Annotated in this window: 24 protein-coding genes; 19 read left to right on the plus strand and 5 right to left on the minus strand. The window is 28.2% G+C overall.

Translation table 11 applies throughout. The features are described from left to right. Window positions 1-76 precede the first annotated feature (76 nt). Window positions 77-2,695: a YfhO family protein gene (locus GSH19_RS00360; protein ID WP_237025930.1), complete on the plus strand. Its 2,619-nt coding sequence runs from the start codon at window positions 77-79 to the stop codon at window positions 2,693-2,695. A 27-nt stretch (window positions 2,696-2,722) separates the two neighbouring features. Here GSH19_RS00360 and GSH19_RS00365 read toward each other — a convergent pair whose 3' ends face one another. Then, on the minus strand, window positions 2,723-3,217 hold the full coding sequence (locus tag GSH19_RS00365) for a GtrA family protein (RefSeq protein WP_237025931.1): 495 nt from the start codon (window positions 3,215-3,217) through the stop codon (window positions 2,723-2,725). 142 nt (window positions 3,218-3,359) lie between these two features. Here GSH19_RS00365 and GSH19_RS00370 point away from each other — a divergent pair, with 142 nt between their 5' ends. Continuing rightward, a complete protein-coding gene (locus GSH19_RS00370; RefSeq protein WP_237025932.1) occupies window positions 3,360-4,016 on the plus strand; it encodes a histidine phosphatase family protein in 657 nt (218 codons plus the stop codon). Between the two features lie 133 nt (window positions 4,017-4,149). After that, window positions 4,150-5,634, plus strand: a complete 1,485-nt coding sequence (ppcA, locus tag GSH19_RS00375) for a phosphoenolpyruvate carboxylase (protein ID WP_237026124.1) — start codon at window positions 4,150-4,152, stop codon at window positions 5,632-5,634. Between the two features lie 29 nt (window positions 5,635-5,663). On the opposite strand, the gene GSH19_RS00380 is transcribed toward ppcA, so the two are convergent. Next, window positions 5,664-7,070 carry an MFS transporter gene (locus GSH19_RS00380; protein WP_237025933.1) on the minus strand — a complete coding sequence of 469 codons (1,407 nt, stop codon included), beginning with the start codon at window positions 7,068-7,070 and terminating at the stop codon, window positions 5,664-5,666. Between the two features lie 59 nt (window positions 7,071-7,129). Then, window positions 7,130-7,918 carry a pyrroline-5-carboxylate reductase gene (gene proC / locus GSH19_RS00385; protein ID WP_237025934.1) on the minus strand — a complete coding sequence of 263 codons (789 nt, stop codon included), beginning with the start codon at window positions 7,916-7,918 and terminating at the stop codon, window positions 7,130-7,132. 118 nt (window positions 7,919-8,036) lie between these two features. On the opposite strand from proC, the gene GSH19_RS00390 reads away from it, so the two are divergent. The 5 genes from GSH19_RS00390 to GSH19_RS00410 all read left to right on the plus strand — a co-directional run bounded on the left by GSH19_RS00390 (window position 8,037) and on the right by GSH19_RS00410 (window position 11,638). Continuing rightward, a complete protein-coding gene (locus tag GSH19_RS00390; protein WP_237025935.1) occupies window positions 8,037-8,315 on the plus strand; it encodes a GNAT family N-acetyltransferase in 279 nt (92 codons plus the stop codon). 30 nt (window positions 8,316-8,345) lie between these two features. Continuing rightward, complete coding sequence (locus GSH19_RS00395; protein WP_237025936.1) at window positions 8,346-9,248, plus strand: DMT family transporter; 903 nt, start codon at window positions 8,346-8,348, stop codon at window positions 9,246-9,248. Between the two features lie 113 nt (window positions 9,249-9,361). Next, a complete protein-coding gene (locus tag GSH19_RS00400) occupies window positions 9,362-10,300 on the plus strand; it encodes a DMT family transporter (protein WP_237025937.1) in 939 nt (312 codons plus the stop codon). A 40-nt stretch (window positions 10,301-10,340) separates the two neighbouring features. Beyond that, on the plus strand, window positions 10,341-10,643 hold the full coding sequence (locus GSH19_RS00405; protein WP_237025938.1) for a hypothetical protein: 303 nt from the start codon (window positions 10,341-10,343) through the stop codon (window positions 10,641-10,643). A 53-nt stretch (window positions 10,644-10,696) separates the two neighbouring features. Then, entirely contained in the window at window positions 10,697-11,638 is a 942-nt protein-coding gene (locus GSH19_RS00410) for a DMT family transporter (protein WP_237025939.1), read from the plus strand. A 45-nt stretch (window positions 11,639-11,683) separates the two neighbouring features. On the opposite strand, the gene GSH19_RS00415 is transcribed toward GSH19_RS00410, so the two are convergent. After that, window positions 11,684-11,899, minus strand: coding sequence for a hypothetical protein (locus GSH19_RS00415; RefSeq protein WP_237025940.1), 216 nt, complete (start codon window positions 11,897-11,899; stop codon window positions 11,684-11,686). 145 nt (window positions 11,900-12,044) lie between these two features. Here GSH19_RS00415 and GSH19_RS00420 point away from each other — a divergent pair, with 145 nt between their 5' ends. The 4 genes from GSH19_RS00420 to GSH19_RS00435 all read left to right on the plus strand — a co-directional run bounded on the left by GSH19_RS00420 (window position 12,045) and on the right by GSH19_RS00435 (window position 15,736). Continuing rightward, window positions 12,045-12,929 (plus strand): aldo/keto reductase, encoded by an 885-nt coding sequence (locus GSH19_RS00420; RefSeq protein WP_237025941.1) that lies wholly within the window; start codon window positions 12,045-12,047, stop codon window positions 12,927-12,929. A 143-nt stretch (window positions 12,930-13,072) separates the two neighbouring features. Further along, window positions 13,073-13,954, plus strand: coding sequence for a ribose/proton symporter RbsU (rbsU, locus tag GSH19_RS00425; protein ID WP_237025942.1), 882 nt, complete (start codon window positions 13,073-13,075; stop codon window positions 13,952-13,954). Window positions 13,955-14,073: 119 nt separating this feature from the next. Then, window positions 14,074-14,883: a hypothetical protein gene (locus GSH19_RS00430; protein ID WP_237025943.1), complete on the plus strand. Its 810-nt coding sequence runs from the start codon at window positions 14,074-14,076 to the stop codon at window positions 14,881-14,883. Window positions 14,884-14,893: 10 nt separating this feature from the next. Continuing rightward, window positions 14,894-15,736, plus strand: coding sequence for a hypothetical protein (locus GSH19_RS00435; RefSeq protein WP_237025944.1), 843 nt, complete (start codon window positions 14,894-14,896; stop codon window positions 15,734-15,736). 846 nt (window positions 15,737-16,582) lie between these two features. On the opposite strand, the gene GSH19_RS00440 is transcribed toward GSH19_RS00435, so the two are convergent. Beyond that, window positions 16,583-17,518, minus strand: a complete 936-nt coding sequence (locus GSH19_RS00440; protein ID WP_237025945.1) for an aldo/keto reductase — start codon at window positions 17,516-17,518, stop codon at window positions 16,583-16,585. 314 nt (window positions 17,519-17,832) lie between these two features. Here GSH19_RS00440 and fabZ point away from each other — a divergent pair, with 314 nt between their 5' ends. The 7 genes from fabZ to GSH19_RS00475 are packed head-to-tail and all read left to right on the plus strand — an operon-like array spanning window position 17,833 to window position 22,924. Then, window positions 17,833-18,279, plus strand: coding sequence for a 3-hydroxyacyl-ACP dehydratase FabZ (gene fabZ / locus GSH19_RS00445; RefSeq protein ID WP_237025946.1), 447 nt, complete (start codon window positions 17,833-17,835; stop codon window positions 18,277-18,279). 24 nt (window positions 18,280-18,303) lie between these two features. Further along, window positions 18,304-19,275, plus strand: a complete 972-nt coding sequence (locus GSH19_RS00450; RefSeq protein ID WP_237025947.1) for a beta-ketoacyl-ACP synthase III — start codon at window positions 18,304-18,306, stop codon at window positions 19,273-19,275. A gap of 25 nt (window positions 19,276-19,300) precedes the next feature. After that, complete coding sequence (locus GSH19_RS00455; RefSeq protein ID WP_237025948.1) at window positions 19,301-19,543, plus strand: acyl carrier protein; 243 nt, start codon at window positions 19,301-19,303, stop codon at window positions 19,541-19,543. 33 nt (window positions 19,544-19,576) lie between these two features. Further along, the gene (locus GSH19_RS00460) at window positions 19,577-20,494 is read left to right on the plus strand and encodes an ACP S-malonyltransferase (protein ID WP_237025949.1); all 918 of its coding nucleotides are present in this window, start codon (window positions 19,577-19,579) and stop codon (window positions 20,492-20,494) included. Further along, entirely contained in the window at window positions 20,490-21,227 is a 738-nt protein-coding gene (locus GSH19_RS00465; protein WP_237026125.1) for a 3-oxoacyl-ACP reductase family protein, read from the plus strand. The genes GSH19_RS00460 and GSH19_RS00465 overlap by 5 nt, the downstream gene beginning before the upstream one ends. An 18-nt stretch (window positions 21,228-21,245) precedes the next feature. Then, window positions 21,246-22,481, plus strand: coding sequence for a beta-ketoacyl-ACP synthase II (gene fabF, locus GSH19_RS00470; protein WP_237025950.1), 1,236 nt, complete (start codon window positions 21,246-21,248; stop codon window positions 22,479-22,481). After that, entirely contained in the window at window positions 22,481-22,924 is a 444-nt protein-coding gene (locus GSH19_RS00475) for a biotin/lipoyl-containing protein (protein WP_237025951.1), read from the plus strand. The genes fabF and GSH19_RS00475 overlap by 1 nt, the downstream gene beginning before the upstream one ends. Window positions 22,925-22,926 lie beyond the last annotated feature (2 nt).

Raw genomic sequence — 22,926 nt, forward strand, 5'->3', positions numbered from 1 at the left:
TAAACCTTTTTTTAAAAAAAGAATAATTTATGGCATAATGTAAGAGGTTAAAATTAAATTATGGAGAATTATTTCGATGAAAAAAATGAAATCAACAATTAATTATTTATTAGCATTTTTAATTCCAGTGTTAGTAGCTAGCGTAGTTTTTGCTTTAAACGGAATTACGCCTTTTGGAGATCATAATCTTTTAATTAGTGATTTGGGTACGCAATACTTTCCCTTCTTTAATATGTTAAGAAATCATTTGGTTAATCATAATTTTAGTTCTTATTCTTTTTTATTATCAATTGGTAATAATACAATTCCAGTTTATACATATTATTTAATGAGTCCTTTAAATTTAATAGTTGGTCTATTTGATATTAGTAAATTACCAATTCTAATTAATGTCATAATTCTAATTAAAATTGGTTTAATTGGTCTTTCAATGTCATTATTTTTGAGAATTAAATATAAAAGATTTGATATTGGTCAATTAATTGCTTCAGTTTCATTTGCTTTATGTGGATTTGTTGCAATGTATTTTTATGATTTCATGTGGTTAGAAGCTTTGATAATGCTTCCACTTGTTACACTAGGAATTGAAAGACTATTCTACCGAAGTAAGTGGGGAGTTTATGTTTTAACGTTAACTTTAATGATTATTTTTAATTACTACATGGGATATATGACATGTATTTATTCTGTAATTTACTTTAGTTATTTAGTTATTAAAAATAAAGCTGATGGTGAAGGCTTCTTTAAGTATCTTAAGTATCATTCAAAAATGACAACCAAATATATATTAAATTCAATAATTTCTGGATTACTATCGGCTGCGTTACTGATTCCAACAATGATTTCAATGCTTGGAACAGATAAAGGAAGCTTTTCACTCTCTAGTTTTATTCCTTATCCAAGATTTAGTCCAGCAGTTTTTACAAATATAGGCGTTGGCGCTAATGATTTTATGGGTAGATTAAAACATGATCCAAGTATTTTTACAGGTACTTTGATTGCAATGGGAGTTATTTTATATTTCATTAGTCATAAAATAACGAAAAAATCAAAAAAAGCCAGTGGATTTTTAATTGGATCTTTAGCTTTAAGCATGTGGATAACGCTATTTTATACAGTTTTTCATATGTTTCAATTACCAGCTGGTTTTCCATATAGAAATGTATTTATGATTAGTTTTGTTGCAATTATGCTTGCTTATGAAGCCTATGTAGAAGGTTCATTTTCTGATTTTAAATTAGTTAAAAAATCAGGAATATATGTAGCCTTAGCATTAGTTTTAGGTTATTTATTTGCATATCAACAACAACTTATTGTTAATAATTTAACTTCTACAAAACATTGGTTTATTAATAAATCAACACTTGGACATATTCAATATATAACTAGTCTAAGACATCTATTTTATGCGTTGATTTTTGTGGTTCTGATTGTTTTAATTTTTAAATATATTCGTAATTCTAAGTATTTAAAGATAGTTTTATTATTCGTAGTTGCCTTTGAGTTGGGAACTAATTTTTATTTATCATTGAATAATATTCCTTTTGGGTCACAAGCTAAGTTTGAACAAACTTATAATAAGTCAAAAAAAATAATTGATTCGACTAAAAATAAAAGTTCCAATGAATTTGGACGCTATGATATTGATAATCAATTATATAGTAATATTTTTAATGATCCGTATAATCAATATAATGATTCTTTAATATACAATATTAATGGAGTTAGCGGATATAGTTCTACTTTGGATAGTAAAACACATGATGTTTTAAATGATTTAGGTTTATTTAGCCGAAATGCTAGAAGAATTAGTGTAGTCGGTAGTACTAAAATTACTGATCAATTATTGGGTGTTTCAAAACAATTAACAATCAGTAATGATGGGTATCAATATAAAGAAAATAAAAAATATGCAGGATTGGGATATATGAATCCTGATAAAATTAATAAATTTGAATTTAGTGATGACGTATTCAGTAATTTAGATCGTTTAGTTCAATCACAAGCTGATAATCATAAAAAGTATTTGATTAGACCTTCAATTGAAAGAATTGGTAAATTTAAAGATCAAACTTACTTTGATTCTTTGGGTAATCGAGTGAAAAAGCATCATTATCAAGTTGATCTTACTGCATTAACTACTGGACCACAGTATATGTATTTACCAAAAGAAAATCTGATTAGTGATAAAATCAAAGTTAACGGTAAGAAAATTCCTGAGCGTTATAATATGTTAGGTACAGAAATTATTTCACTAGGTAATTTTAAAAAGAATCAAAGTATTTCAATTGATTTATTAGCTTCAAGTAAATTAGAAAAGTTCAATAAATATTTTGCTGGATTAGATGAAACCAAATTTAATCGTTTCATAAACTCTAATCAAGCATATAAATTTAAATTAGATTCTGGTCAAAAAGCTGGCTCTAAATTTAGTGGATCAATTAAAGCAACTCATCAACGTAATATGTTAGTTCTTGGCATTACTAATGATCCAGGTTGGAATGTTAAAGCTGATGATAAAAAGATTGAAACTAAAGATGTTATTGGTGGATTAATGGGGATAAAATTAAGTCCTGGTAAGCACCATTTACAATTTGATTATCAAGTTCCAGGATTAAAATTAGGAATATTAATTTCTATATTTGGTTTTATATTAATCTTTGCTCAATTAATAATAAAAAAAATTCGTAAATAAAAAAAGGATCTGAAATAGATCCTTTTTTTATTTGAATGCAAAATATTTTGAAACTAAATAATTAATTACAATTGCTAAAACTTGAATTAACATCACACAAATGAAAGTATTTAATAAAACTGGATTCCCAATTGTTTTGTGAATAATACCGATATTAAAGAAATCGCTATGATAATTAATTTTATTTAAAAATAAAAATTTAATTGAAAGATTAGAAAATTTATCAATCATGATAAAAGTAAGTAAATAATCCAGCACGAAAACAATTAATCGACCAGATACAAAATTAATAATTTGAATAATCAAAGATTTAGTATGATCATTTGAATTAAAAACAAAAAATTTATTTACGATAAAAGCAAATGTAATCGAAACAATTTGTGCAATCCAAACTGGAATGAAATCACTAGTAAATAAATGAACTGAAATTAGTCTAGTTACTAAGTATACTAAGGTAGTTAAAACTCCCCAAAACAAATATTCAATTCGCTCATCAAAGATTATTTTTTTAATTTTTTTCATTATGTATAACACCCTTTATTTAAATTAACTTTTTTATTATATGCTTAATTTATTTTTTTTAAAAGGTGATGCTAAATTCTTCAGTTTAGCAAGTTAAATATAGTAGAATAACTGTAAAGATATTAAAATAAGGAAAATTCAAATGAAAATAACTGCATATATTGTAAGACATGGTCAGACTTATTTGAATTTATACAATAAAGTACAGGGATGGATTGACTCACCTTTAACTGAAAAGGGAATTCAAGATGCTAAAAATGCGGGATCAAAATTATCTGGAATTAATTTTCAGTCTGCTTTCACTAGTGATTCAGGTCGTGCAATTGAAACTGGAGATGAAATTTTAAAATGTAATCGAAATAATATGAACATTATTCGTTATCAATATCCAGAACTACGTGAACAATTCCATGGTTATTTTGAAGGAGATAATTTGGAACAAATGTGGCAGTTTGTTGGTCAACAAGTTAAAATAAATGATGAATCAACAGTTTTGAATAGTTTTGGATTAGAAAAAGCAAGAGATTTAATTGCAAAAGCTGATTTATATAATAATGCTGAAGATAATAAAACTTTTTGGAAACGATTAGATCGAGGATTTGATAAAATTAGAAAAAATAGTAATGATGGTGATCAAGTTTTAGTCGTATCCCATGGAATGACAATTCGTTCGATTGTTGATCGTTATGCTCCTGATTTGGATATTGGCGAAGCAACTAAAAATGGAAGTGTAACAAAGGTAATTATCGAAGATAATGATATTAAAGTTGAATATTTTAATCGATTAGAAAATATTTAAAGAATTAAACGAACGTTTAGTTCTTTTTTTAATTTTTGATTGAATCATTAACGTATAAATGCTAGTATTTTAACAACTACAGTAAAGATTTATTAGGGGGATTTTAACCGTGAAAAGAATTATTCCAAGTGTTATGGGAACTCAGCATCCAGATAATGCCAATGTACCTTTTTTTAAGCACCATAATAATCCATTTGTGTCTGCTTTCAGAGAAATTGATGAAGCTTACCAAAATTATTCTGTACTTGATGCAGATGAATATATGTGGGATTGGGAAGGTAAACATGCTGATTCCTCAGTAATTAATCGATTATATTCCAAACATTATGATTATTTTTCAAAATATCCACTTGGGAAAGATAAATTCTTAACTTTTAGATTGCCTAATATATGGGAAGAAAAAGGTTATAGTTTAATGCAAGCAATGACAACCATGTTGCTTGCTGAAGATTTTGCTTCTGATTTAGAATTTAAGAATCGTCCATTATTTGAAGCAATTTTACCAATGACTAGAAATGCAGATCAATTAATTGCGATGGAAGATAAATTTGCTGCATTAGCAAAATTTAAAAAGGAAGAATTTTCAAATGGACATGAAGATAATGAAACTCTTGAAATGATTCCTTTATTTGAAAGTTTTGAATCACAGTTAGAAGCTCCTGCAATTTTAAAAAAATATCTCGAATTATATAAAGAACATTTTGGAAAAGATGTTGAATACATGCGCGTATTCTTAGCTGGATCTGATTCAGCACTATCAAATGGATTCTTAAATAGTATTATTGGAAATAAATTAGCACTAACTAAGCTAGGTGAATTTTCAAGAGAATCTGGGTTACCAGTTTATCCAATTGCTGGAACTGGAAGTACTATTTTTAGAGGTGGACTTTCACCAGAATTAATTGATCGATATTTAGAAGAATTTCCGGGATTAAAAACAGCTACCATTCAATCAGCATTTAGATATGATTTTCCAACTGATCAAGTTAAAGATGCTGTAACTAGATTACGTAATGGATTACAAAGTAGTGAATTTAAAGAAATTAGTGAAACTGAACAAAATACACTAATGGAAATTTCTAAAAAAGCAGCAAAAGAATATCATAATACTTTAGATTCATTAATTGATCAATTACAATCAGTTTTTGATGCATTTCCAAAACGTCGAGATCGTCAACAACATGTTGGAATGATTGGTTATTCTAGAGATGTAGATGGATATAAGATGCCAAGGGCAATTACTTTCACTGGTGCACTTTACTCAGTAGGAGTTCCTCCAGAAATTATTGGTTCTGGAAGAGTATTGAAAAATTTATCTACTGAAGAATTTTCAGTATTAGAAAAGAATTATCCAAATATCAAAAATGATTTTAAACATGTTTTACAATACTTTAGCAAAGATGCTTTAGATGTTTTAATTAGTAAAAATGATGCTTGGTCAGCAATTCAAACTGATGTTGATGATTTATGCGAATTTTTTGGAATTAATGCTGGACCAACTAATGAAGATCAAGAAAGTCATTCACAATTGGCAACTGATGTTGTAAGCATTAATGATCAAGAAATTAGAACATTATTAATTGAAAAAATGAGTAAATTAAGACATTTTCTTGGATAATAAAAAAGCCTTTAAAAAAGGCTTTTTTATTATGCTTTAATTTTATTTTTTCTTTGAAGATTCCAATTAATAATTGCGATAATTAAGGCAATTGTTGCAATTATACTTAATAATAGATAGTCAACATGACCACCAGCATAAGTTTTGGCTACTTTACTAACTCCTTCAATAACTTGATTTTGATGAAAGGCAATAATCGCTGCTAAAATACTTGTTCCAATTGAACCTGCAAACTGTTGAATCATATTGAAAATAGAATTGACATCTGAAGTATTTTTTTTATCTACATTTGCAGTAGCATTAGAAATAGTATTGGAAAATGCAAGATTAAAACCAAATCTTACGATTGCAAAGAAAACTAACATTAAAAAGGCAGTATAGAAATCTTGTAGATGTGCAAATAATGATGTACCAATAATTACGATTACTAGTCCAGTTGTAATTGGAACAAAGGCACCATATCTATCATAGATCATACCTGCGACTGGAGCCATAACACCACCAATTAAAGAACCAGGAAGTAAAACTAATCCAGCAATCATCGGACTAAGTCCTAAAACAGATTCTGCATAGATTGGAATTACAAATGAAATACCGATATTAATAAACATCAAAATAAAATAGTTAATTGCATTTAAAGCTACTTCAGGTTTTTTTAGTATTTTAACGTTTAATACTTCTGATTCACCATGATTATTTAATTTGATGAAACCAAATAAAAAGATTAAACCAATAATAATTGATCCATATTTAACTAAATTTGATGAACCACTGATTCCGAATTGACTTGTTGACCAAACTAAAGTAATTAATGCTAGCGCAAGTAAAATCAAACTAGGGTAGTCAAATCTCTTTGCATTTCCTCTTGGTTGAATATCAATTACTTTAATTCCAATAAAGAATGAAATAACAATTAAAGGTAATACCAAAATATAAATATATTGCCATGATAGTAATGAAGATAAGATACCACCATAAGTTGGCCCCAAAGCAGGGGCTAAAGAAATTACCATAGCTGTAATTCCAGCGTATAATCCGATTTTCGATTCTGGTATTTGTGTAAATACTACTTGATACATCATTGGCATTGCTAAACCAGTTGCAACTGCTTGAATAATTCTTGCAATTAAAAGAACCACAAAAGAGGGCGCAATAATTGCTAAAATATCTCCAATTAAAAAAGCGGAAATTGCTAAAATGAAAATGTTTTTAATTGGAAATTTTTTAAATGCAAAGGCAGTCGTTCCCATAATAATTGTTACGGTTAAAAGATAACCAGTTGTAATCCATTGAATACTACCAAGAGAAACGTTAAAAAGTTGTGATAGCTCAGGAAAAGTAACATTCATTGATGTTTCTACTAAAACTCCACAAAAAGAAAGTAGAGCTGTTGCTAATAAAGATAATTTTGTTTGTAAACTTACTTTATCTTTCAAAATAAAACCTCCATTTAAATAAAATAAAACGAAAATAAAACGCCGATTAATCGGCGTTTTTAATTATTTAATGTTCCATTAGCTGCATTAACAGCTTTGTTGATAGTGCTACGGAAATTGTTGTGATCTAATTCAACAACACCTTTAATTGTGGATCCACCTGGAGATGTAACTTGATCTTTTAAATCCGCAGGGGATATTTCTTTCTGAAATGCTAATTGACCTGCTCCTGATACCATACTAGCAGCCACTTTATATGCGGTTTTGCGATCCAAACCATTTTGTACTTGAGCATCTGCTAGAGCATCCATAAATAAGTCAACAAAAGCAGGTCCGCAACCACCAACTGTTCCAACAATTCCAAAATTCTGTTCATCAACAGAAATTACATTACCTAAACTATTTAGAAGATTATTAATAATTTTTTCATCCTGTGGATTATTATAGTTTTTTGAATTGGCAAGTGCAATAGTTCCTTGATTAATTGCAACTGGGATGTTTGGAATTGTAATCGCATTACTGTTGTTTGGTAAGATTTGCTTTATTTGATCACTAGTAATTCCTTGAACTGCAGAAATGATAATTGATTTAGAATTAAGTTCATTTAATTGATTTAAGATTTTTTTAGTTACTAATACTGGAGTAACAACAAAAATAACATCTAAATTATAGTTAACAAATGTTTCTAATTGATCTGATAGATTAAATTGTATTTTATTTTGTAATTCTTTTACGTGATCAGAAAGTCGATGATTGTAAACATACAAATTTTCAACTGGGTATTTATTGGATAGCCCTTCAATAATTGCGCTACCCATATGACCTGAACCCATAATACCTATTTTCATAATTTTACTTCCTTTTTTATTAGTCTTATTTGTTAAGATAAATTATAATTAACGCTTATTTTTAAGTCAATTAAGATTTTATTTTAATATGTTATAATTTCAAAAGGAGATGGTAAGAATGAAAGAATGGATTAATGAAGAAAATCGTATTTATTTGAAAGATGAAAATAATAATATTTTGGCTTCAGTTGATTTTGTAGCACATGATAGTATTTATGATATTACTCATACAAATGTTGATCCCAGCTTTAGAAATCAAGGATTAGCGGGTAAATTAATGTTGAAAATGATTGATAAAGCTAAAAAAGATAATTTTAAAATAAATCCTATTTGTTCATATGCCGTATCATTTTTTGATCGTTTTGATAAATATAATTATTTATTAGCAAATGATTAAATTAATAATATAAGTTGATTGAGGGATAGTATGGAAAGTTCAAAAAAATATATCGGAGTTTTATTAGCTATTTCTGGAGCTATTATGTGGGGAATTCAAGGTCCAATTTCACAGGCTCTTTTTTCAAATCATAGTTTTTCAACAGAATGGTTAATGAGTGTAAAGATGTTATTTGCCGGTATATTAATTCTGTTATTTACAAAGTTTGTGCAAAAAAAGAAAATTTTAGATGTTTGGAAGAATAAGAAAAATTGGGTAGTGTTAATTTTATACTCAGTATTTGGACTTTCAGCAGTACAATATCTTTTTTTGATTACTGTAAGATACAGCAATGCAGCAGTAGCCACTATAATGCAAAGCTTAGGAACTGTATTTATTATTATATTGACTATTTTGATATATAAAAAGGCTCCGTCATTGCAAGAAGGAATGGGAGTTTTTGTTGCGTTAATAGGTACATGGTTATTAGTTACTAAAGGTGATTTTACCCATTTAGGTATTGGATTTAATGCGACCTTTTTTGGCTTATTGTTAGCATTAGCAGGTGCAATTCAAACAATGCTGCCCGTTAATTTATTAAATAAGTATACAACTTTTCCAATTATTGGTTGGGCAATGATTATTGGAGGAATTTTATTTAATATCTATCATCCTTTTTGGATGGATGTACCAGAATTAGATTTTAAAAGTATTTTAGTAGTAGCATTTATTGTAATATTTGGAACAATTTTATCTTTTATTTGTTTTATGTCTAGTTTGAAATATATAACGCCAACAACAGCAGGACTTTTAGGTACTTTTGAACCATTATCAGCAACTTTAGGAGCTGTTTTATTTTTAAACATCAGTTTTAATTTCTTTGAAGTAGTTGGTGGAGTAATGGTTCTAAGTACAGTATTTATTTTGGCAATCCCAAATAAAAAAATTAAATAAAATATAAAGATGATTTAATGTTAATTTTGTTTACATGAAAAATTGCTTAAATCTTTTTTTGTTGATACTATTAGATAGTTTTGAAAATTAAAATACACATTTGAGGTGTTATTATGAGCGAAAAAAAAATAAAGCTAATGCAGAGTAATGTTGTTAAGGGAATTGGTTGGGCTGCTTTAGCATCAGCATTTTGGGGGATATCAGGAACAGTTTTACAATATGTTTCCCAAACAGCTGCTATTCCTGCTGGATGGTATTTATCAGCAAGAACTATTATTGCAAGTGTTATATTATTAGTAATTGGTGCAATTATTTATCCTTCAAAATTTTTTAATGTTTTTAAAGATAAAAAATCAATTATTTGTATTCTTGCATATGGAATTTTTGGATTAGGCTTGAATTTACTAACTTTTTATATGAGTATTCAAACCGGTAATGCAGCAGCAGCTACTATTCTCCAGTATTTATCACCCTTATTTATTTTATTGGGTGGATTAATATTTATGCGTAAGAGACCACAAAAAATTGATATTATTGTTTTTGTGATTGCTTTAGTTGGAGTATTTTTAGCAATTACTAGAGGTGACTTTAGTCAATTATCTATTCCAATGGTTTCACTTCTTTGGGGAATTGGATCTGGAATTACTGCAGCTGGTTATGTTGTAATACCAAGACCTTTAGTTAAAGATAATCCATCTATTTTAGTTCTTGGATGGGGAACTTTTATTGCTGGAGTAATGTTTAATATTCATCAACCAGTTTGGGTTGGCGTACCTAATTTAAATGTAGGTAGTGTACTTGGAATTCTTTCTGCAGTTGTTTTGGGAACAATCCTTCCATTTATCTGTTTATTATATAGTTTGAATTTCGCTTCTTCTGAAGAAGTTAGTTTAGTAGATGCAATTCAACCAGTTATGACTTTTATTTTATCTATTATTTTCTTCCATGTAGATATTAATATAGTTGAAGTAATTGGTTCAATTTTAGTTGTTTTAGCAATTTATATATTGCAAGATTATAAACGAAAGCATAAAAAAACATTAGATATTTAAAGTCTGAATTTTCAGACTTTTTTTATAAGGATAATTAAAGATGAAAAATAAATATGATGTAAGAATTTTCTGGGGAATTGTTGTTCAACAAAATAATGCTGGAAATTATCAACCAATTGATAATCATAAAATAAGTATTTGGCGAATTGGAAAGCATACTTCTGGTAAATTTAAAAAGATTGGTCAAATTTTTTTGACAGAAAATAATTTAAGAGTCATGATAATTAAAGATGAACCTTTAAAATTCAATCGAAGACATGAATATCAACCAATGAAACGATTTTTAGATGATTATGTTAGTGATGAATTATTAAATGAATTCAGAGAAAGTAGTCAAAATTAAAAAAAATATGGTAAACTACATAAATTAGTTAAAAAATTTTGAGGTGTAATAAGATGAGTAAATTAAGTAACTCAACAAAAGGTATTTTATTAGCAACTTTTGCTTCAATTTCTTGGGGAATTGCTGGTGTAATAACAGAATTTGTTTCACATGCTGAAGCAATTCCAGCAGATTGGTTTTTATCTGCAAGAACGACTGGAGCAGGGTTGATTCTAATTATAATTAGTGCAATTATTTATCGTGGTAAGATTTTCAATGTTTTTAAATCATGGCAATCAATCATGTGGATTGTTTTATATGGATTATTTGGTTTAGCTGCTAACATGGGAAGCTTTTACATAAGTATTCAACAAGGTAATGCGGCAGCTGCAACTATCCTACAATATTTAGCTCCTTTATTTATTGCAATTGGTTCATTTATTTTTATGAAAAAGAAACCATTAAAAATTGATTTATTAGTTTTTGTGATTGCTTTATTAGGGGTTGCTTTATCAATTACTAAGGGTGACTTTACGCAACTTTCTATTCCTTTACCTTCATTTATCTGGGGAATTGTAGCTGGTATTACAGCTGCATTATATGTTGTTTTACCTAGAAAATTAGCTGAAGATAATTCACCGATTGTTGTACTTGGATGGGGAACCTTAATTGCTAGTTTGGCATATAATATTAATCATCCAGTATTCATGGATGTTCCTAAACTTTCTAGTGGTGCAGTTCTTGGAATTTTTGGAATAATTTTATTTGGAACTTTATTAACTTTTACATCATTAATTTGGGCTACGAGATTTACTTCTTCTGAGGTTATTAGTTTACTTGATGCAGCTCAACCAGTATCAACTTTTATTTTTTCAGTTATATTTTTAGGAACTCCTTTGAGTTTTTGGGAAGTTGTAGGAGCAATTTTAGTTATTACTGCTGTATATATTCTTCAATATGCACAGAGGAAAAGAGAAAATTTAAGTATTCCTTCGGGACCTAATTTTAAAAAATAGAAAAAAAGAAGCCAATTAATTGGCTTCTTTTTTTACTTTGTTAAATTATTTAAGAAGTTTTTCTGCTGCTTCTCTAACTTCAGAATCAGACATATCTAAATACTTTTTCATATCGTCAGTAGTTTTTAAGGTGTTATGGTTATTATTTTCCATGTAATGATCCCATAAAGCATCACGTACTTGAAGTGAATCATCGCTCCAATCAAAAGCTTCCTTCATTTGTAAATCTAAAACTTTAGTGTTATTTAAAGTTTGTGTCATTATCAAGATCTCCTTCATTTGATTTCATGTATATAGTAGTTCTTTTTTGATAAAAAGGTAAACAATTGGCTCAGAAAGTTTAGAAAACATATAATGTGACAAAATAAATCCCATATACTACCATACTAAGTGGAGGTGTTAGGTTATGAAATTAGATTTGAATTCAACTGTTACATTAAATAATGGAATTAAAATGCCTTTATTAGGAATGGGTGTATGGAAGTCTGCAAATAAGACTGCTAGTCAATCCGTTAGATGGGCATTAAAACATGGATATAAATTAATTGATACAGCCAAACAATATGGTAATGAACGTGGTGTAGGTGAAGGATTAACAAAAGGCTTATCAGAAAATGGACTTAAAAGAGAAGATATCTTTTTAACTACTAAAATTTTTAATGGTGACGAAGGATATGAATCAACTCTTGATGCCTTTGATAATCAATTGAAAAATCTACAAACTGATTATGTTGATTTATTATTAATTCATTGGCCAGTATCAGGAAAATATAACGAAACATGGAAAGCTTTAGAAAAAATCTATAATGAAGGAAAAGCAAAAGCAATTGGAGTATCAAACTTTAATGTTGAGCGCTTAACTGATTTATTATCTGAAGCAACCATAACTCCAGCAGTAAATCAAATGGAATTTCATCCATTAGAACAAGAAACTGATATTAAGAATTTTTGTGATCAAAATGATATTCAACTTGAAGCTTGGTCACCTCTTGGTGGAGGAGAAGTTCTAAATAATCCACAAATTACTAATTTAGCTGAAAAATATAATAAATCTACAGCTCAAATCATCTTAAGATGGGATATGCAACGTAAAATCATTGCAATTCCTAAATCAACTCATGAAAAATATATTCAACAAAATACTGATATTTATGATTTTGAATTATCTAATGAAGATGTACAATTAATTAATAACTTGGATTTAGAGAAAAGATCACTTTGGTATGGTAACTTTGCTTGGAATGGAAATCCTGATGGGATAAAAGATACCATTGATGAATGGGATGATTAGTGAAATTAAGGAAGAATTATAATTTCTTCCTTTTTTATTAAAAAAAGCTTGATGAAAACGTTTTCATAAGTTATGATAGACAAATAAATAAATACTAATAAATTTTTTATAATAAAAGAATTATAAATTCGGAGGATAAGTTTATGAATATGTTTGCAATCTTGGTTGGTTTGGGACCATTAATTGGATGGGGACTTTTTCCAACTATTTCTTCTAAAATAGGTGGTAAACCAACTAACCAAATTTTTGGTGCAACAGTAGGTACTCTTATTTTTGCAATTATCTTAATGTTAATTAATGGTACACAAATTCCTACTGGTAGTGCTTTATTTTTTGGAATTGTTTCTGGTGCTGCTTGGTCATTTGGCCAAATTATGTCATTTAAGGCATTTGAATTCATTGGATCATCAAAAACAATGCCTATTACAACAGCTTTTCAATTAATTGTTACATCTTTATGGGGAGCATTTGCATTAGGTAACTGGCCTGGTGTATCTCATAAAGTAGTAGGGATTATCGCATTAATTGTTATTATTGCTGGTGCTACTATGACTACTTATAGTGAAACATCAACTAAGAAATCTTCATCTAACTTAAAAAAAGCAGTTATTATTTTAGCTATTGGAGTAATTGGATACTGGGGTTACTCAGCAGCTCCTCAAGCTGTTTCAAATATGAATGGTATGGAAGCATTTTTACCACAAGCAATTGGAATGGTATTAGTAGCAGTTATTTATAGTTTATTTAATATTAAGAAAGAAAATATTTTTAAAGATCCAATTTCTTACAAACAAATCATATCTGGATTTTTCTTTGCATTTGCTGCATTTACTTATCTAATTTCAGCTCAACCTGATATGAATGGTTTAGCTACTGGATTTGTTTTATCACAGACTTCAGTTGTTGTTGCAACATTAACTGGAATTTATATGTTAGGTCAGAAGAAGACAAAAAAAGAAATGTTAATCACAATTATTGGATTAATTTTAATTATTCTTGCTGCTTCTGTAACAGTATTACTTTAATAAAATAATAAGAATTCTTCATATTTTTATGAAGAATTTTTTTTATTTTGATGAAAAATGAATATGATTAAGTTACAATGATAAACAGTTAACTTTTGTTTGGAGGAATTATACATACTATGATAAAAAATGTTTTATCAAAAGCGTTTGAAATTTCGCGAAAGAATTTTTTAAGGTTATTGTTGATGTCATTGCCATTACTTTTTGCTGGGATGTTATCTAACTTAGGTAATTATAGTAATAACGGATTATTATTATTATTTTCTTTCATTTTTATGATTATTACTGCGTTTCTATATTTAGCAACAGATATTGGTTTACTAATTAGTAAACGTAATGATTCATATCAATTTAAAAATATATTTGAAATGTTTCGTCACAAAGGGTTCACTTTAAAAGTGATTGGAATTTTCTTTATTTTATTTTTTATGATAATTGCAGTTGCAATTATTGGCCTAATTTCTAGTATTTTTATTGGAATTGGAATTATTAATGTATTCATTGGTAACCAAATGGGGATTTTTCCTTTTGTTGGATTATTAATTTCCTTAGTAATTGTAATTGGAATTTTTGCTTTGAGCTTTATCATTTCTTATGGTTTAGCTTTTATATTCATTAAATTCTATGATGACTTTTTAAATGGTCAAGATAATATTATTTATTCTTTCAGAAATGCATGGAATTTAATGAAAGGGTATAAGTTTAAATTATTTTTAGTTAATTTAATTTCGATATTGATTGTTTTAGTACTAATAGGTGTCTTTGGTCTTGTTCTTTATTTATTGTCATTGTTAATGTCATTATCTTCATTGTTATCAGGAATTTTAATAGCTATTTTAATTATTATTTTTGTGATTGCTTTTATTTTTTGGTGGATTTGGAATGAAATGACAATGATTACATTTTATGAAGAAATAAATTCAAAATAAGGAGAATTATATGATTTCACGGGTTTTATCAGATTCATTTATAACAATAAAAAATAATTTTAAAAAAATATTTTTTATGAGTTTGCCAGTTATTGTCTTTGGATTATTTTTTAATGGAATGTCTAGTTCATTAGATAGAACAGTTCTTAATTCTTTGGATAATTTGACAGATGTAACTGTTGATTCTGTCTTTGGTGTTTTAAACAATTATATTGGTTTAGGACTTGGAACTTATATTTTAGTTCTTATATTATCTTATTTACAACTTTCTTTGAGCATGGGTTATTTGAAAAGTGATCAAGAAGATAATTTTGAATTTAAAAATGCTTTTGCATTATTTTTACAAAAGAATACATGGTGGAAAATTATTTTGATTTCAATTGTTTTCTCAATAGCAGTATCACTAGTTATCGGAGTTTTCGCTTTATTAATTTTTGTATCAGCATACTTTATTCAAAGTGGATTATTAACTGCTATTTTTATTATAGGATTGATTGTTTTACTTTTTTATATTGCTATAACTTTTGGATTTAATTATTTGAATTATTATGATGATATTAATAAACAAAACAAAACAGGTGTATTTTTATCATTTAAAAATGTTTGGAATTTAATAAGTGGATATAGAGGAGCTTATTTTGGACTAATGATAATAATTGGATTGCTTACATTTGGATTTACTAGTGTATTTGGTCTTGCAATTGGAATATTTTCAGCTTTATTTAGTTTAATTCCAGTTATAGGAAGTTTTTTAGGGTGGATTGTTAATATTCTAATTACTTTATTTGGTTTGATTTTTGCTATCTATACTAATATGGTTACAATTAAATTTTTCAAAGAAATTAAAAAATAAAAGTTGATCTTGGATCAACTTTTTTGTAGGAGGATTAAATGTACCGAATTATGCTTCAAAATGTTATAAATATTAAACGTTATTTTGTTAAATTATTTTTAATGGCTTTGCCGACATGTTTTTCTTTTGGACTTTTTTTATTGAGCGGATTCCTTAATGAAGGACCTACATCAGAATATGAAAATGTATTTATTCATTTTAATAATTTTGAAAGTAGTTTGATATCAATTGTTTGTTTAATTTTTTTGGATTATCTATTTTATTTTATGTTTCATTTATTCTTGGGTTTACATCAAATGACTCAGTTGCAATGATTAAAATACGTCAAACCTTTAAATTATTTACTAACGTTATACTATTTTTTAAATATTTAGGATTAATCATTGTGTATTTTGTAATTTTATTTATCTTACATTACATAATGTTTAAATTAGATAATTTATTACTTGGAATTGGATATGTTATTATCACGTTTACAATTATTCCGGGAATTTTTATTACTTTTAATAATTTAATTACCTTGTTCTATAATTATAATATTAAAAATCATACTAAAAGTATATTTGGCTTTATAATCTTATATTTTAAAATAATTTTTACCTCGATGTTAAATTACATATTATTAATAATTATTTTTACAGGTTTATTCTTATTTATAGTGATAATCTTTTTTTCTACAGTGATGGCAGAAGTATTTTTATTACATATGATAGATGAAACCATTTTAAATGGACTGTTTTATATAATCACTGCATTTTTTTATGCATTAGGTTGTATTGTAGCAGTATGGTTTAATTTAGTATTAATTGATCTAAATAAAAAATCGCTAAATTAATTAGCGATTTTTTATTTGAAAATTTTATCGATTTTATCATATTCATTTTGAGTTAAATCAATTTCTAATGCTTTAGCATTGGTTTGAACTTGTTCAGGTTCCTTTGCTCCAGGAATAACAACTGAAATATTTGGATTTTTAATATACCAAGCTAGGATAGTTTGAGCAGTTGTAACGTTATGATTTTGAGCAATTTCTTTAACTTGATTTACCTTTTCAACATTATTAATAAATTGTTGACCAATAAAATCAGGATTTCCATTACGGATATCATTTTCTGGGAAAGAAGTTTCTTTTGAATACTTACCAGTTAGTAGACCTGATGCTAGTGGGAAGAAAGGTACAAAAGAAATGTTATTTTGATTTAGGTATGGGAATCTTTCTTTTTCAGCTTCACGATCAAAAAGATTATAAGCTTCTTCGTCAATATCAACTAAACCATCTTTATTAGCTTCTTTTAATTGTTCTAATGAGAAGTTTGATACTCCGATTGCTTTAATTTTTCCTTCTTTTTTTAATTCATTCAAACAATTAACAGCTTCATCTTTAGGTGTTTTATCATCTGGGAAATGAATATAAAAAATATCGATATAGTCTGTTTGTAGTCTTTTTAGGCTTGCTTCTACAGTTTCTCTTAAAAATTCAGGAGAATTATCAATTTCGACATCGCCATTATTTAATACTTTTTGTGCTCCTTTAGTTGCAATTATAATTTTTGAACGATCATATCCTTTAATTGCTTCACCAATTAATTCTTCAGATCTACCCATTCCATAAGCAAAAGCTGTATCTAATAATGTAATTCCAGAATTAAGTGCTTGTTTAATTATTTTAATACCAGTTTCGTCGTTTAAATTAGGAAAAAGATTATGACCACCAACTGCATTAGTTCCAAGACCAAGAGGCAATGTTGTAACGTTTGATTTTCCAATTGTGATTTTATTCATTAATTTCTTCCTCCTTTAATAATTTTGAATTTTTTAATAAATAATTCAGTGTGAAATTATACAACAGTTTTTTTGATAAGATAAGTAATATGTTTTGATTAAATGAATTTATTTGTTACGGTATTAATCTTATGTAACATATATATAATTAAGTGATTAGTTGTGTAAAAGTTGATATAAAAGCATTTATTTGATTTTTTGATTCAATTTGTTGAAAATAACTTGATAATTATTTTATTTTCTAAGAAACTATAAATACTGATTATTTTAATCATATAAAATTAATAAGAAAGTATCACACAGAGGTGAACAACGTGAGTTTAATGAACGCAAAGGAAATTATGGATTTAATTCCAAATCGTTACCCAATTCTATTTATTGATCGTGTTGAAGAAATGGTTCCAGGAGAATCAATTGTTGCAACAAAAAATGTTACAATTAATGAAGAATTCTTCCAAGGCCATTTTCCTGGCGATCCTGTTATGCCTGGTGTTTTAATTATTGAATCAATGGCACAAGTTGCTTCAATTTTAATTTTAAAATCACCTGAATTTAAAAATAAAACGGCATACATGGGTGATATTAAAAACGCTAAATTTAGACAAATGGTTAGACCTGGTGATGTAATCACTTTTAAGGTAAACATGATTAAAAAGCGTAGTAATACCGGTTCAGTTGAATGTGAAGCGTATGTGGGAGAAAATAAAGTATGTGATGCTAAGTTGACTTTTATAGTAAGTAAAGAAGAAAGAAATCAATAAGGCTCACTTTAGGAGTTAAAACTCATGAATAATTTTTCTATTCTTGCATCTGCAAATAGTATTCCACAAAAAAAGGTATCTAATAATGATTTAGCTAAAATTATGGATACTTCAGATGAGTGGATTAGTCGTAGAACTGGAATTAAAAACAGATACATCGCTATTGAAGAAACAAATACTTCAATGGCAACTGATGTGGCAAATAAATTATTAAAGCAAGCAAAAATAAACGCAAATGAAATTGATTATATTATTGTGGCAACAATGTCACCAGATTATCTAACTCCATCAGTTTCAGCAACAGTACAAGGTAATTTAAAAGCAACAAATGCAATTGCTTTTGATATCAATGCGGCTTGTTCTGGATTCGCATATGGAGTAGATTTATTGAATTCTTTACTTTCAAAAAAAGAAAATAGTAAAGGAATCGTAATCGGTAGTGAAAAATTGAGTAAATTAATTGATTGGAATGATCGATCAACAGCTGTATTATTCGGAGATGGAGCGGCAGGTGTTTTGGCTGAAAATAGTCAAGGTGGTGAGGTTCTTGCATCTGATTTAAATACTTTTGGTGAAATGGGATCTTCATTGACTGCAGGTCATATGAATGGAAATAATCCATTTGGTAAATCTGATGATCAAAGTAATCAATTTTTCCAAATGGATGGACATGCCGTTTATAATTTTGCGACAAAAAATGTACCATTATCAATTAATCGTGCTTTAGAAAAAGCAAACTTAGAATTAAAAGATATTAAGTATTTTATTTTACATCAAGCTAATGCGAGAATTGTTGATAAAGTTGCAAAAAAATTAGATTTACCAGCAGATAAATTACCTATAAACATTGATAGTTATGGGAATACTGCTGCTGCAAGTGAACCTTTATTGTTGTCAGAATTGATAAATGAGGGTAGAATTAATCGAGGCGACTATCTAGTACTAACTGGATTTGGCGGTGGACTTACCGTTGGTACAGTTGTTGTTAGATATTAAATATATTTATATGGAGTGTTAAATTATGGCAAACAAAGAACAAGTTTTAGATAAGATTAAAGAAATCGTTGCAGATCAAACTGATGTTAAAATTGAAGACATCAAACCAGAAACTAATTTTAAAGAAAATCTTGATTTAGATAGTTTAGATATCTTTGAAATTGTTGATGCATTAGAAGATGAATATGACATCGAAATTGATGGCGATGAAGGTATGGAAACAGTTCAACAATTAGTTGATTATGTTGCAAATAAAGTTAATGATTAATCATTAACTTTTTTTTCTAAGGAGTGTTTTATTTTGAAAATTGGTTATTTATTTAGTGGACAAGGGCAACAATTTGCCGACATGGGAAAAGATTTTTATGAATCTGAACCTTTATATAAAGAAGTAATTGATCAAGCTTCAAAAGCACTTAACTTAGATCTTTCTGATTCAGATAAATTAAATAATCCTGAAAATACTCAAGTTTCGATTTTAGCAATGAGTTATGGAATCAATCGTTTAATTGAAACGATTGGACTTAAACCTATTGCAATGACTGGGTTAAGTCTGGGCGAATATAGTGCTTTAGTTTCGGCTGAAGCACTATCTTTTGATTTAGGACTTAAATTGGTTTCAGATCGTTCTAAGTATATGGATGAAGCTGGCCTTGAAAATCCTGGAAAGATGGCTGCTGTTTTAAAGATTGATCCTAAGTTGGTGGTTGAAGTATGTAATGAAATAGATGGAGTTTATCCAGCTAATTTTAATACAAAAGATCAAACAGTAATTGGTGGAACTGTTCAAGGAGTTAAAGAAGCAACCGATAAATTATTGGAAAAAGGTGCCAAAAGAGTTGTGCCCTTAAACGTTAAGGTGTCTTCTCATACTCCTTTAATGCAATCTGCTAGTGATAAACTTTATCAAAGATTACAACAAGTTGATTTTAAAGAACCGAAATTTCCAGTGATTAGTAATACAACTAAAGAATCATTTAATGTTACATCAATTAAAGAAGTTTTAAGAGATCAATTAGTTACACCAACTCATTTTTATGAAGATTTAGAAAAAATGGTTGAAGATTATGATGTTGATACTTTAATTGAAATAGGTCCTGGAGATACATTGTCCAAATTCGCCAAGAAAACATATAAAAATTTAAAAATATTTAACGTAGATAGTATAGACAAGTTTAATAAGCTAAAAGAAGAACTTACAACGGGAGAAAATAATTAATATGGATAAAAAAATTACTTTAATTACTGGTGCCGCTAAGGGAATTGGATTAGCAACAGCTGTAAAATTAGCAGAAGATGAAAATAATTTTGTAATTATTAATTCTCATCGTGATTTATCAGATGATGAAAAGAATTCCATTAAAGAACAAATGAACAATGAAATTGATTTTATCGTTGGTGATGTTTCAAAAGATGAAGATGCCAATCGTATGATTTCAGAAATCGTTGAAAAATATGGTCAAATTGATGCATTAGTTAATAATGCAGGAATTACTGAAGATAAGTTAATGACCAGAATGTCGGAAGAATCATTTGAAAATGTTATAAGTACTAATTTAGTTGGTACTTTTAATATGTCAAAATATGCTTTAAAAGTAATGCAAAAGAAACGTACTGGTGTAATTATTAATATGTCAAGTATTTCAGGACTTCATGGAAATGTTGGACAAGCTAATTATTCTGCAAGTAAATCTGGAATTGTCGGATTAACTAAGACAATTGCTCAAGAAGGTGCTTTAAGAGGAGTACGTTCAAATGCAGTTGCTCCAGGGATGATTAGAACTGCAATGACTGATAAATTGAGTGATAAAATTGCAAGTGATTTTGAAAACAAAATTCCATTAAAACGATTTGGTAAACCTGAAGAAATTGCTGAAACTGTTCAGTTTTTAATTTCAAATGATTACATTACAGGTCAAGTAATTACAGTTGATGGTGGATTAACTATTTAGTTTTTTAGGAGGATACACATGAGTAAAAGAGTTGTTATTACAGGAATGGGAGCTTTGACTTCTGTTGGAAATGACGCAAAAGAAACAATTGACGGATTTTTAAATTCTAAGCAAGGAATTGCACCAATTACTAAATTTGATGCCAGTGAAACTGGAATTACAGTTGCTGCAGAATTAAAAGATTTTGATCCAACTGAAAGATTAGAAAAGAAAAACTTTCGTAAATTAGATGATTACGCAACTTATGCTTTATACACTTCAGTTGAAGCAATGCAACAAGCTGGATTAGAAAAAGGAAGTTATAAACCAGAAGATTTAGGCGTTATTTACGCAACTGGAATTGGTGGTTTAACAACGATTCAAGAACAAGTTATTAAAATGCATGATAAAGGGCCAAAACGTGTATCACCTTTATTTGTTCCAAAAGCAATTGCTAACATGGCTGCTGGTAATGTATCAATGTTTTTTGATGCAAAAAATACTAGTCAAACAATTGTAACTGCTTGTGCTTCTGGTACAAATGCCATTGGAAATGCTTTTAGAGCAATTAAAAATGGTGAAGCTAAAATTATTATAGCTGGTGGTTCAGAAGCTTCAGTTAATGAAATTGGAATTGCTGGTTTTGCTGCTTTAACTGCATTATCTGATTCTACTGATCCAAAACGTGCTTCAATGCCTTTTGATAAGGATCGTAATGGATTTGTTATGGGTGAAGGTGCAGGAACTGTTGTTTTAGAAGACTATGATCATGCTAAAGCTCGTGGAGCAAATATTTTAGCTGAGGTAGTTGGTTATGGAACAACAAGTGATGCATATCATTTAACTTCTCCAGATCCAGAAGGTACTGGGGCAATTGCAGCTATGAAACAAGCAATTGATGAAGGTAATATCGATGTTAATGAATTAGATTATGTCAATGCTCATGGAACTGCTACTCATGCAAATGATGAAGCTGAATCAAGAGCAATTAACAAGTTATTTAAAGATAATGATCATCTAAAAGTTAGTTCAACTAAAGGGATGACAGGTCATGCATTAGGTGCTGCAGGTGCAATTGAAGCTATTGCTTTAATTGGTGCATTACAAAATGATCAAATGCCAGTTAACGTTGGATTAGAAAATCTTGATTCAGAAGTTAATGTTGAAATTGTAAATGATAGTAATAATAAAGGTACAGTAAACACTGCAATTAGTAATTCATTTGGATTTGGTGGACATAACGCCGTAATTGCATTTAGAAAGTGGGAAGGTTAATGAACGGGAAAGACATTGAACATTTAATGGATAAGTTCGATCAATCTAGTTTGAAAGAATTAAAGATTGATGGGAATGACGTTAACGTCTATTTCAGTAAATTAGATCAAAAAGTGGAAAATACTACTTTAAAAAATAATTCTAATGTAGAAAATAATGTTCAATCAGAAGATGTTAGTAATCAAAGTAGTCAATCAAATGATAACTATAAATTAAAAGCACCAATGGTTGGATTAGTTTACTTTTCTCCTAGCCCTGAAAAACCAGTCTTTAAAGAAGAAGGAGATCACATCAAAAAAGGTGAAGTTATCTGTGTGATTGAAGCTATGAAAGTAATTAATGAAATTAAAAGTACTGTAAGTGGTACATTAGTTAAAAAATTAGTAAATAATGGTGACATGATTGAATATGATGAGCCTTTATTTGAAATTGAGGAGGATTAATT

Source organism: Lactobacillus sp. S2-2, from assembly GCF_021698855.1.
GTDB lineage: Bacteria > Bacillota > Bacilli > Lactobacillales > Lactobacillaceae > Fructilactobacillus.